Raw genomic sequence first — 12504 nt, forward strand, 5'->3', positions numbered from 1 at the left:
TGCCGCCCGCTGTTTTTTCAGGAAAACGGCCGCGTCGCGCTGCTTTTTCTGTTTAATTTTCAGGAAATAGATCATCATTGTGAAGGCGCCGCGGAGCGCCCTCCTGAAGGATTACTGAGGTCTGTGTTGTGATGAAAAGCCTGCAACGCGGTGTGGATCTACCGCAAATGTTGTTCTCGCTGATGTTTATTTTGCTGATGATCATTGCCTGTCTGTGGGTGGTGCAGCCGTTCATTCTCGGCTTCGCCTGGGCCAGCATGGTGGTGATTGCCACCTGGCCGCTGATGATTCGTCTGCAGCAACTGCTGTGGGGTCGCCGTTCGCTGGCGGTGATTGCCATGACGATTCTGCTGTTGCTGCTGTTTATTATTCCTATCGCGCTGCTGGTCAGCAGCCTGATTGATAACAGCGCGCCGGTCATCGCCTGGGCGACCCAGCGCCATCTGGTGCTGCCGGATCTCGCCTGGCTGCGCGATATTCCCTACGCCGGACGCAAACTCTATTCCAGCTACCATAAACTGATCGACGGCGGCGGCGCGGCGATCATGAGCCAGGTCCAGCCTTATATTGGTCGCACCACCGGCTTCTTTGTCGCCCAGGCCGGACACTTTGGCCGTTTCATGCTGCACCTTGCCCTGATGCTGCTGTTCAGCGTGCTGCTGTACTGGCGCGGTGAGCAGGTTGGTCTCGGCATCCGTCACTTTGCCTACCGCATGGGCGGACGGCGCGGTGGTGACTGCGCTGGTGCAGGGCGTGCTGGGCGGCATCGGTCTGGCGATTTCCGGCATTCCGTATGCCACGCTGCTGACCGTATTAATGATTCTTACCTGCCTGGTGCAGCTTGGACCGTTGATTGTGCTGGTGCCGGCAATTATCTGGCTCTACTGGAGTGGTGACACCACCTGGGGCACGGTGCTGTTAGTGTGGAGTTGCGTAGTCGGCACGCTGGATAACGTGCTGCGTCCGATGCTGATTCGCATGGGCGCTGATTTACCGATGATTTTGATACTTTCCGGCGTCATCGGCGGGCTGATCGCCTTCGGTATGATTGGACTGTTTATCGGTCCGGTCGTGCTGGCGGTCTCTTACCGGCTGGTTTCGGTGTGGATGCATGAAGCGCCGGCGCCGGATGACGATCCGGAAACGGCCATCGAAGCACTGGCCGAACACGAAGAGCCGCAGCCGTAACGCGCTTCCGGCGCATAACCGGGCGTCCAGCCCGGTTTGCTTATCCGCTTTTCCCTCACATCACCCAACGCGATTTGCATTAGTCAGCCGTGGTTAACACTCATTAATCCGTACCACTTAATTTCGCGGCACAATAATTTTTTCCATTAGTGATTTTTAAGAAAAAACGCACTTTTCAGCGTTTAAGCCCGATCGCACCGATAAAATGATTATTTTTCGCACTGATTCCTGTGCCGGATGGGTCATAAAACGTAATGAAAGATTATCAGCTTTAAACTAATAAGAGGATTCTTAAAGACGCCAGCGGCGGCGGTGAATAACATGTTCACTATGTTTTAAATCAAGCCACTGATTTTTAAACAACCTTTTTCCCCTGAGTAAAGTGAAGAATTGCTGTGTGTAGTCTTTGCCCATCCCCTGTGATGGGCTTTTTTTTGCCTGCAATTCAGCGATAAACAGAGCGGCCCGGCGGCGAACGCCGTCAGCGCTGGGTTTATGGCAATCTTATGTTTTGAAAAGTGGGATGGGATAAGGGACAGGTGCCCGACGGTTGCCGGGCACCAGGCAGGTGTAACAGATTACGCTTTGGCCGCGTCCAGCTCAGCGAGGCTCAGCCAGGTTTCCACCACGGTATCCGGGTTGAGTGACAGGCTGTCGATGCCCTGCTCCATCAGCCAGGCAGCAAAGTCCTGATGATCAGAAGGCCCCTGGCCGCAGATACCGACGTATTTGCCCTGCTTCTTCGCCGCCTGAATCGACATCGACAGCAGCGCCTTCACCGCATCGTTACGCTCATCAAACAGCGCCGACACCACGCCGGAGTCGCGATCCAGCCCCAGCGCCAGCTGCGTCATGTCGTTGGAGCCGATAGAGAAGCCGTCAAAGTGCTGCAGGAACTGCTCTGCCAGCAGCGCGTTGGACGGGATCTCACACATCATGATCACCTTCAGTCCGTTCTCGCCGCGTTTCAGGCCCTGCTTCGCCAGCTCGGCCACCACGGCCTCGGCCTGATCGACGGTGCGTACAAACGGCACCATGATCTCAACGTTAGTCAGCCCCATCTCGTTGCGCACGCGCTTCACGGCTTCACACTCCAGCGCAAAGCAGTCGCGGAAGCTGTCGGCCACGTAGCGTCCGGCGCCGCGGAAGCCCAGCATCGGATTTTCCTCTTCCGGCTCGTAACGCTCGCCGCCGACCAGGTTGGCATACTCGTTGGTTTTGAAATCCGACAACCGCACAATCACCCGCTTCGGCGCGAAGGCCGCGCCCAGCGTGGCGATCCCTTCGGTCAGCCTCGCGATGTAGAACTCCACCGGATCGTCAAAGCCTTTCATCATCTGACCAATCTGCGCCTGCAGTTCCGGCGTCTGCTGATCAAACTCCAGCAAGGCTTTCGGGTGCACGCCAATCATGCGGTTGATGATGAACTCCAGACGCGCCAGCCCAACGCCTTCATTTGGCAGGCAGGCAAAGTCAAACGCGCGATCCGGGTTACCGACGTTCATCATAATTTTCAGCGGCAGATCCGGCATGGTATCAACCTGCGAGCTGGTAACTTCAAAGTCCAGCAGATCGTTATACACATAGCCGGTATCGCCTTCGGCGCAGGACACCGTGACCTTATGACCGTCCTTCAGGTGTTCAGTGGCGTCACCACAGCCCACCACCGCCGGAATGCCCAGCTCGCGCGCAATGATTGCCGCGTGACAGGTCCGCCCGCCACGGTTGGTGACGATCGCCGACGCCTTCTTCATGATCGGTTCCCAGTCCGGGTCGGTCATGTCGGTGACCAGCACATCGCCTTTTTCGATGCGGTGCATCTCGCTGATGTCGTGAATCACCTTCACTTCACCCGCACCGATGCGATGGCCGATGGCCCGGCCTTCCACCAGCACGCTGCCTTTGCCCTGCAGGCTGTAGCGTTCCATCACCTGTCCGTTGGAACGCACGGTTTCCGGCCGCGCCTGCACGATGAACAGTTTGCCGGTGTGGCCATCTTTGGCCCACTCAATATCCATCGGACGCTTATAGTGCTGCTCAATCAGCACCGCCTGGCGCGCCAGCGCCTGCACTTCGTCATCGGTCAGGCTAAAGCGGTCTCGCTGTTCCTGTTCCACGTCCTCAATGCGCACCTGTTCGCCGTGCTCCTGCGAATCGGCATACACCATGCGGATCTTCTTCGAGCCCAGGGTACGGCGCACAATCGCCGGGCGATTAGCAGCCAGCGTCGGTTTGTGCACGTAAAACTCATCCGGGTTAACCGCGCCCTGCACCACCATTTCGCCAAGACCGAACGCCGAGGTGATGAACACCACCTGGTCGAAGCCAGATTCGGTATCAATGGTGAACATCACGCCGGAGGAGGCGAGATCGGAACGTACCATGCGCTGCACACCGGCCGAGAGCGCCACGCCACGGTGGTCGTAGCCCTGGTGCACGCGGTATGAAATGGCGCGATCGTTAAACAGCGAGGCGAATACGTGCTTCACGGCCACCAGCACCGCGTCGAAGCCCTGCACGTTAAGGAAAGTTTCCTGCTGGCCGGCAAACGAGGCATCGGGCATATCCTCGGCGGTGGCCGAAGAGCGCACCGCAAAGGAGGCTTCGGCGTCATCAGCAGAAAGTTGTTCATAGGCGCTGCGGATCGCCGCTTCCAGCTCTGGCTGGAAAGGCGTATCCACCACCCATTGACGAATCTGTTTGCCGGCCTGCGCCAGCGCTGCAACATCATCAATATCCGTGTTGTCCAGCAATGCATAAATACGCTGATTCAGTCCGCTTTGGTCGAGAAACTGATTAAAAGCGTAAGATGTCGTCGCGTAGCCGTTTGGCACGGATACCCCGAGCGACGACAAATTGGTAATCATTTCTCCCAGGGAAGCATTCTTGCCCCCTACCCGATCAACATCATGCATGCCAAGCTGGTTGTACCAGAGCACTAGCGACTGTTGGTCTTGATTGGACATTGAGATTATCCTTTTAAATGATTGGAGCACATGGAACATTTTGCTATTCGCCAAGTCAGCCTGGCACAATCAATTAATAAAGACTAAGTGTTGAATCGTTAAACCAGAAAATCAGCGTTAAAATCGGATTACTCCCCGAAAAGCGTCTCGTTGCGCAACGCAGCTATTTTTTTTCAACCTATTGGCAATGCGATATTTTTCACTTTTTCATGAGGTTAGCCGCGTTTTTTGTTGCGCAACGCTTGCCGTTTTTATTTTGCGCCCGCGCAGGCAAAAGCGAGAAATTAGCGCTTAACAACCTGGCTTTTCATCTATGATGGGTAATCAGCGCAGCGTAAAAATATATTATTCGCCGGCCAGATATGGATATTTCATTTTACCCTTAGTGAAAATGAAATATTTTAGGCGATAATGTTACGCAAAAGTAAACAAAAGCATGAGGTCAACCATGAGCACTGAACGCAGCGTATTCTATATCTCTGACGGCACCGCCATCACCGCGGAAGTGCTGGGCCACGCGGTGCTGTCACAGTTTCCGGTGAATACCAACAGCGTGACGCTGCCGTTCGTGGAGAATGTGCAGCGCGCCCAGGCGGTGAAAGCCCAGATCAATGCGCTCTACCAGCAGAGCGGCGTGCGCCCGCTGGTGTTTTTCTCGATTGTCACATCAGAGGTGCGCGATATCATTCTGGAGAGCGAAGGTTTCTGCCAGGACATCGTGCAGGCGCTGGTGGCACCGCTGCAGAGCGAACTGGGCGTGGCCTCGATGCCGGTGGCGCACCGTACCCACGGCCTGACCGCCAGTAACTTAGGTAAATACGATGCCCGCATCGCCGCGATTGATTACACCCTGGCGCACGATGACGGTATTTCGCTGCGCGGGCTGGAAGATGCGCAGGTGATTCTGCTGGGGGTATCGCGCTGCGGCAAAACCCCGACCAGCCTGTATCTGGCGATGCAGTTTGGCGTCCGCGCGGCTAACTATCCGTTCATCGCTGATGACATGGACAACCTAAAGCTGCCGCCTGCGCTGCGCGCCCATCAGCACAAGCTGTTTGGCCTGACCATCGATCCGGAACGGCTGGCGGCGATTCGTCAGGAGCGCGCTGAAAATACCCGCTATGCGTCGATGCGTCAGTGCCGGCTGGAGGTCGGTGAAGTGGAAGCGCTGTTCCGCACCCATCAGATTCGCTATCTCAACAGCACCAATTACTCTGTCGAAGAGATCGCCACCAAAATCCTCGACATCATGGGCCTGCGCCGCAGCATGTACTGACCTCACCTGCCAGGTTGTAAAGCCTGGCTGCCGTCAGTAATGAATAGCCTTTTGATTTAGCTGGTTGAATTCACGGGCTAATGGTTTATTGTGATCATCATCACTTCCCGGTATTTCACCGCTGCGAAGAACAGATTTTTGAGAATCCCAATGAACAAAACTGATGAACTGCGCACCGCGCGCATCGGCACGCTGCTGACGCCGGCCGCGCTGGCGCAACAACACCCCATTTCGGCGGCGATTGCCGCTAACGTTACCGCCGCGCGTCAGCGTATCGCGCGCATCCTAACCGGTGAAGATCCACGCCTGCTGGTGATTATCGGCCCCTGCTCACTGCACGATCCCAAGGCCGCGCTGGAGTACGCAGAGCGTCTCAATCTGCTGCGTGAACAGCACAAGGACCGGCTGGAAATTGTGATGCGCGCCTACTTTGAGAAGCCGCGCACCGTGGTCGGCTGGAAAGGCCTGATTTCCGATCCGGATCTCGATGGCAGCTTCGACGTCAACCGCGGCATCGCTATCGCGCGCCAGCTGCTGCTGGATATCAACGCCATCGGCATGCCAACCGCCACGGAGTTTCTCGATATGGTGATCGGCCAGTTTATTGCCGACCTGATCAGCTGGGGCGCGATTGGCGCGCGCACCACCGAGAGCCAGATTCACCGTGAAATGGCCTCGGCGCTCTCCTGCCCGGTGGGCTTCAAGAATGGCACCGACGGCAACGTGCAGATCGCGGTTGATGCGATTCGTGCCGCGCGCGTCAGCCATATGTTCCTGTCACCCGACAAAACCGGGCAGATGACGATTTATCAGACCAGCGGCAACCCGCACGGTCACGTGATCCTGCGCGGCGGGCGTCAGCCAAACTACCACGCTGAAGATGTCGCCGCTGCGGCCGCCAACCTGCGCGACTTCAACCTGCCGGAACAGCTGGTGATCGACTTCAGCCACGGCAACTGCCTGAAGCAGCATCGCCGCCAGCGCGATGTGGCGCAGGACGTGGCGGCGCAGATCCGTGCCGGTTCGCGGGCAGTGGCGGGAGTGATGATTGAGAGTTTCCTGCAGGAGGGGAATCAGAAAGTGGTGAGCGGCCAGCCGCTGACCTACGGCCAGTCGATTACCGATCCGTGCCTCGGCTGGGATGACAGCGCGGAGGTGCTGGCGCTGCTGGCGGCTGCCGTGGACAGCCGCTTCTGATGCCTGCTAGCTGGAGCAGCTTACCTCCAGCGTTTTTCCCCACTCCGGCGGCCGCTGGCGCAGTTCCGGACTGATGGCCGCCTCGTTAAACGGCTGCTGCAGCGCCAGATGTAATCTGGCCAGCGCCGCCGTTTCCCCCTGCTCAACCTCATCGATCACCTGCTGGGCCAGATAGTTGCGCAACACCAGCGCCGGGTTAGCCGCTTTCATGACTGCCTGACGCTGCGCATCGCTGACGCCATCCTGCAGCAGGCGCTGGCGATAGCCGTGATACCAGCGGTCGAAGGCGTCACGGTCGATAAACTCATCGCGCAGCGGTGAACGCGTCTCTGCCTGCTGCGTCTCGCTCAGCAGGCGGAACGTCAGGGTGTAATCGCTGTGCTCTGCCGTCATCAGCGCCAGCAGGTCAGTGAGAATGGCGTTATCCCCCGCATCGGCGGTCAGTAACCCGAGCTTCGCGCGCATTTTCTCGCCCCACACCCGCATCAGCTCGCTCTCGTAATGGCTGAGCGCCTGTTTCAACTGTTCCGTGCTCAGCAAACCGGACAGCGCATGCGCCAGGCGGTTAAGATTCCACAAGCCGATCATCGGCTGGTTGCTGAAGGCGTAGCGCCCCTGATAGTCGCTGTGATTACAGATGAAATCCGCATCGTAGTCATCGAGGAAACCGTAAGGCCCGTAATCGAGCGTCAGGCCGAGGATCGACATATTATCGGTATTCATCACGCCATGCGCGAAGCCGACGCTCTGCCACTGGGCAATCAGGCTGGCGGTGCGTTTGACGATATCGGTAAACCACAACAGGTAGCGATCGGCCTCCTGCTCCAGCTGCGGCCAGTGATGATGAATCGCGTAGTCCGCCAGCTGGCGCACTTTCTCCGGCTCGCCGCCGTAATAGAAATGCTCGAAGTGACCAAAGCGCAGATGGCTGTCGGCGATGCGCATCAGCATCGCGCCGCGCTCGCGGGTTTCACGCTGGACCGGTTCGTCGCCAATGGCCAGCGCCAGCGCGCGCGTGGTCGGGATGCCAAGATGGTGCAGCGCTTCCGAGGCGAGAAACTCGCGCACACTGGAGCGGATCACCGCGCGGCCATCGCCCATGCGTGAATAGGGGGTCAGGCCCGCGCCTTTCAGATGCCAGTCAAGTTTGCGGCCGTCGGCAAGTTGCTGTTCGCCCAGCAGCAGACCGCGTCCGTCACCCAGCTGACCGGCCCACACGCCAAACTGGTGCCCGCTGTAGACCTGCGCCAGCGGCGACATGCCGGGAAGCAACGCTGCGCCATACCACACGCCGTGGCCCTGGCCAGCAAACAGCGCGGCATCCAGGCCCATCTCCTGCGCCAGCGCGTCATTGTGATAACACAACCGCCCGCCGGCAAGCGGCGTTGGGTCCAGCGCGGTGTAGAATCCCGGCAACGTCTGCTGCCAGCTATTAATAAATTGCATCGACACTCCGGAAGGTGCGCAACGGTGCGCCACCCGCATTGCGTTTAAAGATAAAGCGTAGTCTACCGTCGGGGTGACGGAGAAGACAGATGAAAGGTTACTGCTGTGAAGGCGTGGTGAGCGTGACGTGCGGATAGATGAGATCGCTTAACCGTTCCGCTTTAACCACCGGGAACAGGCTGCCCTGCAGCTGCGCCCCGCTCAGGGAACTGACTTTCTCCAGCAGGGCATTATCGTCAACGCCACAAATAATTATTTGCGGGGCGTAAGCGGAAAAATTATCGATAACAGTCTGAATAAATGGCGTAAATGAGGCACGTTTCGCCAGCGCATGAATAAACGCTTTGTCCATTTTTAACACGCTAAACAGATTTTCGTATACTGCCGTAGCCGGTGCTTTTCCTGCCCCAAATTGAGAAAGCGATAAGCGAAATTCCTGTTGCAGGCGTGCTAACAGCGGCTGCTTTTTACCAGCCGATAATTGCGGAAACGTTTCACTGATATCCAAAACAATAAAGGGAAGTTGTTTAAATTTCCTTAAGAGAAACTCACTGGCCAATAGCGTTGTGGCCATAGATTCATCAATACGAACCAGCGCGATAATTTGATGTAACTCAAAAAAGTCACGGTACTTTTCCAGCAGCACTAACTGGCTCTGCAGCAAACGTAATTGCTGGGCATCGTCAAGCTGCGGCAACAGCAAGTCCTGCGGCAGCGTAATCGGCGCACTGTCGTGAACAAACTGGGTGACCAGCTCAACCGCAGTCAGCTGGCCCGCCAGAGAATAGGCAGGATAAAACCAGGTTTCCGACTGATAGTCGGCAGATAAATGGACTTTCATTTTTTACAGCCAGATGCAGTGGCAATTGGCGCATCGTATATCAATGAAAACGGTCAGGCAATAGGACCAAACGTTAGAAGAGACGCCGTTTTCTGTCTAATTACCGACTTTTCTGCATCAAATAATACTTAAGCCAAATGATCCAGGTTAATGTCCATACTGATTAAATTCACTGACGTCTATTTTTAGTCGCAAACCCGATTGCGGTAAAGTGCCATTTTAAATGAGAGTTATATCTGGCGGAAAAAAACAAATAAATCGGATCAAAACCCATCTGTTTATTACGCCTTTTTTAACACTAATGGGTTAAGCGGATTAGATGCGACGCGCCTGCCAGAATACTTTGCGCCAGTAAACATTATCCAGCGAGGAGCGGATCACGCCCTGGCTGGTGGAAGCGTGAATGAAGGTATTGTCGGTGTCATAGATGCCTACGTGCAGGCCATTTTCGCCGCTGCCGGTTTTAAAAAATACCAGGTCGCCGGGCAGCAGATCGCTTTTATCGATGCGCGTGCCAATATCGGTCTGATCAATCGTTGAGCGCGGCAGCTGCAGGTCAAAGCGGTCACGAAAGGTCAGGTAGACAAAGCCAGAGCAATCTACGCCACCACGGCTTAACCCGCCATAGCGATAAGGTGTACCGCGCCAGCGGCTGAGCTGATCGTTAAGTTGCGCAATCACGGTGATGGAGTCAGACAGACGGCCATTGGGCGGCGGCGCATGATGGCTACAGCCCGCCAGCAGCAACACGAGGAGAAACAGGGTCAGCCGCATCAGAATAGTCCTTAAAAACGTCGTCCGGCTGACACTGTAGCGACAAAGCGGCGCGGCGCGCAAGTCAGGGAAGATAAAGCAGCGGCCCCTGTGGCGTCTCCAGCCGGGCAAAATCAGCCTGATAGAGCGGCGCCAGTCGCTCGGCGGTCAGCACCTCGCGCGCCCCGCCCTGACTGACTACGCGGCCCTGATGCATCAGCCAGACGCGATCGGCATGGCGCAGGCTGTGGTTGAGATCGTGTCCGCTGGCGACAATGGCGATGCCGGCCTCGCTGAGCTGCAACAGCAGCTTATCCACCGCGCGCTGCTGTGCGATGTCGAGCGCGGTGAGCGGCTCATCCAGAATCAGTAACGCACCGCGCGGATTAATTGCCGGATGGATCTGCAGCACCACCGCCGCCAGGCGCACCCGCTGCCACTCACCGCCGGAGAGCTGCGCCAGCGGACGCGTCAGCTTATCCTGCAAGCCAAGCTGCTGCAGCAGGTCAGTGAGCGTCGCCTGCGCGTTATCGCCGCCCGGCGGGCTGTGCAGCCGCAGATAGTGCCACACCGGCAGCGCCGCAGGTGCCGGCTGCTGCTGCGGGAGCCAGGCGCGCTGCTGCGCCAGTGCGGCCCCCGACCAGCTTCGCAGCGGCTGGCCGGCCAGCGTCAGCTGCCCTTCGGCGTCGAGCAGGCCAGCGAGCGCGGTCAGCAGCGTGCTCTTGCCAGCGCCGTTTGGGCCGACCACGTGCACGCGCTCACCGCGGCAGAGCGTCAGCTCCCCCGCGCTCAGCCGTCCGGGCACGCGCAGGTCGTGGCACTGCAGCAGCATTACGCCGCCAGCGCCTGCTCAATGCGCTTCAGAATGATCGGATCGTCCGGCGTCATGTCCGGCGAGAAGCGCGCGATCACCTCACCCTGTTTGTTGATGAGGAACTTTTCGAAATTCCACAGGATATCGCCCGGCGCTTTCGGCGCGCGGCCTTTGCTCTCCATGCGCTCAAGGAAACCGCTGCCTGCCGGGCGTTCGGCTTCCGGCTGCGCGGCGACCAGCTGACGGTACAGTGGATGCCGCTGCTCGCCGTTGACGTCCGTTTTGTCGAACAGCGGGAAGGTTACGCCGTACGTGGTGCTGCAGAAGGTTTTGATCTCTTCATTGCTGCCCGGTTCCTGCTCGAGAAACTGATTGCAGGGGAAGCCCAGCACGCTGAAATCTTTGTCCTGCCAGGCCTTCTGCAGCGACTCCAGCTGTTCATACTGCGGCGTCAGGCCGCATTTTGATGCTACGTTAACCACCAGCAGCACCTTGCCCTGATACTGTGCCAGCGTGGTTTTTTCACCGTCCAGCGTAACCAGTTCTGTCTGATAAAGGCTCATCGTCGATTCCCGTTGTTGATTGCACTGTGCCAGCCGCAGCTAGCGCGAAGACTTTACTAATAACATGATAAACAGCGGCGCGCCGAGCGTGGCAGTGACCACCCCAATCGGCAGCTCGGCCGAAGTGAGCACCAGCCGTGCCAGAATGTCCGCCGCCAGCAGTACCGCCGCGCCCGCCAGCGCCGCGGCCGGCAGCAGGTAGCGATGATCGCTCAGGCCGCTGAGGCGCAGCATATGGGGGATAACCAGTCCGACAAATCCAATCGCACCGGCCATCGCCACGCTGACGCCCACCAGCCAGCCCATCGCCAGCACCAGCAGATTGCGCCACAGCAGCAGTGGCAGGCCGAGCTGCCGCGCCGACACCTCCCCCAGCGCCAGCAGATTAAGCGTCCGGGCGCTGGCCAGCAGCGCCAGCGTCACCGGCAGCAGCGCCAGCATCATCCAGCCGTAGCGCCAGTCGATGCCGCTAAATCCCCCCATCATCCAGTACATCAGCTGGCGCAGATCGAGGCTGGTGCTAAAGTACACCGCCCACGTCATGATGGCGCTACAGATAATGCCGAGCGCCACGCCAGTCAGCAGCAGACGGCTGGCCGAGAGCTGACGATGGGCAAAATGCAGCAGGATCAGCGTGATCAGCAGCGCGCCCGCCATCGCTGCCAGCGCCAGGCTCCACAGTGCGCCGTTACCCAGCAGCACCGCCAGCACCAGGCCGATGCCGGCGCCGTTCGATACGCCCAGCAGCCCGGGCTCCGCCAGCGGATTGTTGAACAGCGCCTGCATCACCACGCCGCAGACTGCCAGCGCCGCGCCCACCAGCAGCACCGCCAGGGTGCGCGGCAGGCGAAGCTGCCACACGAACAGATCGCCGCTGGCAGAAAACCATTGCAGCGGAGATATCCAGCTGTCGCCCGTGCACAGACTGAGCACCAGCAGCAGCAGCACTGCGGCAGTAAGCGCGCCGAGCCAGCGCCGGCTGCGACGGTCGGCCTGTTGGGCCAGCTGATCCAGCAGAGTCATAAGTAAGATTGGCTGAGAAAACAGAGATTTGATTGTAGAGAGATTACGCTAAAAAGAAAGCCGCGCCTGCAGCGTGCTGCCGGGATTGCGCGCATAAAAAAGGCCGCTGAGCGGCCTTTTTGTCATACTGAAATCAGTCAGCATCCTTGGGTGACGCGTTCTCCACGCGACTTTTCAACTTCTGCCCCGGACGGAATGTCACCACGCGGCGGGCGGTGATTGGAATATCTTCCCCCGTCTTCGGGTTACGGCCCGGACGCTGGTTTTTGTCACGCAGATCAAAATTACCAAATCCGGACAGTTTTACCTGTTCTCCGTTTTCCAACGCGCGGCGAACTTCTTCGAAAAAAAGCTCTACCAACTCTTTGGCATCGCGTTTGCTCAACCCGAGTTTTTCAAACAGGTACTCTGACATTTCAGCTTTTGTAAGCGCCATA

General features: G+C 58.0%; 10 protein-coding genes, 1 other RNA gene and 1 pseudogene. 4 read left to right on the forward strand and 8 right to left on the reverse strand.

Annotated elements, in window-relative coordinates:
- Positions 1 to 131: 131 nt before the first annotated feature.
- Together ydiK and rprA are read left to right on the forward strand one after the other, a co-directional pair.
- A pseudogene (gene ydiK / locus C1N84_RS10455) lies at positions 132 to 1188 on the forward strand (AI-2E family transporter YdiK).
- Positions 1189 to 1518: 330 nt separating this feature from the next.
- An RNA gene (gene rprA, locus C1N84_RS10460) (antisense sRNA RprA) lies at positions 1519 to 1626 on the forward strand.
- A 140-nt stretch (positions 1627 to 1766) separates the two neighbouring features.
- Here rprA and ppsA read toward each other — a convergent pair.
- Positions 1767 to 4154 (reverse strand): phosphoenolpyruvate synthase, encoded by a 2388-nt coding sequence (gene ppsA, locus C1N84_RS10465; RefSeq protein WP_031279179.1) that lies wholly within the window; start codon positions 4152 to 4154, stop codon positions 1767 to 1769.
- 448 nt (positions 4155 to 4602) lie between these two features.
- Between ppsA and C1N84_RS10470 the strand changes: the two genes are divergently transcribed.
- Together C1N84_RS10470 and C1N84_RS10475 are read left to right on the forward strand one after the other, a co-directional pair.
- On the forward strand, positions 4603 to 5430 hold the full coding sequence (locus C1N84_RS10470) for a posphoenolpyruvate synthetase regulatory kinase/phosphorylase PpsR (RefSeq protein ID WP_264441323.1): 828 nt from the start codon (positions 4603 to 4605) through the stop codon (positions 5428 to 5430).
- Between the two features lie 150 nt (positions 5431 to 5580).
- Positions 5581 to 6627, forward strand: a complete 1047-nt coding sequence (locus C1N84_RS10475) for a 3-deoxy-7-phosphoheptulonate synthase (RefSeq protein WP_021506238.1) — start codon at positions 5581 to 5583, stop codon at positions 6625 to 6627.
- A gap of 6 nt (positions 6628 to 6633) precedes the next feature.
- Here C1N84_RS10475 and C1N84_RS10480 read toward each other — a convergent pair whose 3' ends face one another.
- From C1N84_RS10480 to ihfA, 7 genes are all read right to left on the reverse strand, one after another.
- Positions 6634 to 8073, reverse strand: coding sequence for a protein adenylyltransferase SelO (locus C1N84_RS10480; RefSeq protein WP_150058231.1), 1440 nt, complete (start codon positions 8071 to 8073; stop codon positions 6634 to 6636).
- Positions 8074 to 8170: 97 nt separating this feature from the next.
- Positions 8171 to 8914: an EAL domain-containing protein gene (locus C1N84_RS10485; RefSeq protein WP_021506240.1), complete on the reverse strand. Its 744-nt coding sequence runs from the start codon at positions 8912 to 8914 to the stop codon at positions 8171 to 8173.
- A gap of 315 nt (positions 8915 to 9229) precedes the next feature.
- Positions 9230 to 9688 (reverse strand): NlpC/P60 family protein, encoded by a 459-nt coding sequence (locus C1N84_RS10490; protein WP_021506241.1) that lies wholly within the window; start codon positions 9686 to 9688, stop codon positions 9230 to 9232.
- A gap of 64 nt (positions 9689 to 9752) precedes the next feature.
- Positions 9753 to 10499, reverse strand: a complete 747-nt coding sequence (gene btuD, locus C1N84_RS10495) for a vitamin B12 ABC transporter ATP-binding protein BtuD (protein ID WP_264441324.1) — start codon at positions 10497 to 10499, stop codon at positions 9753 to 9755.
- The gene (locus C1N84_RS10500) at positions 10499 to 11044 is read right to left on the reverse strand and encodes a glutathione peroxidase (protein WP_021506243.1); all 546 of its coding nucleotides are present in this window, start codon (positions 11042 to 11044) and stop codon (positions 10499 to 10501) included. The genes btuD and C1N84_RS10500 overlap by 1 nt, the downstream gene beginning before the upstream one ends.
- 39 nt (positions 11045 to 11083) lie before the next feature.
- The gene (gene btuC, locus C1N84_RS10505; protein WP_166710024.1) at positions 11084 to 12067 is read right to left on the reverse strand and encodes a vitamin B12 ABC transporter permease BtuC; all 984 of its coding nucleotides are present in this window, start codon (positions 12065 to 12067) and stop codon (positions 11084 to 11086) included.
- 133 nt (positions 12068 to 12200) lie between these two features.
- Positions 12201 to 12503: an integration host factor subunit alpha gene (gene ihfA, locus C1N84_RS10510; RefSeq protein WP_021506246.1), complete on the reverse strand. Its 303-nt coding sequence runs from the start codon at positions 12501 to 12503 to the stop codon at positions 12201 to 12203.
- Between the last annotated feature and the right edge of the window lies 1 nt (position 12504).

This window comes from Pantoea sp. SGAir0418 (assembly GCF_043529865.1).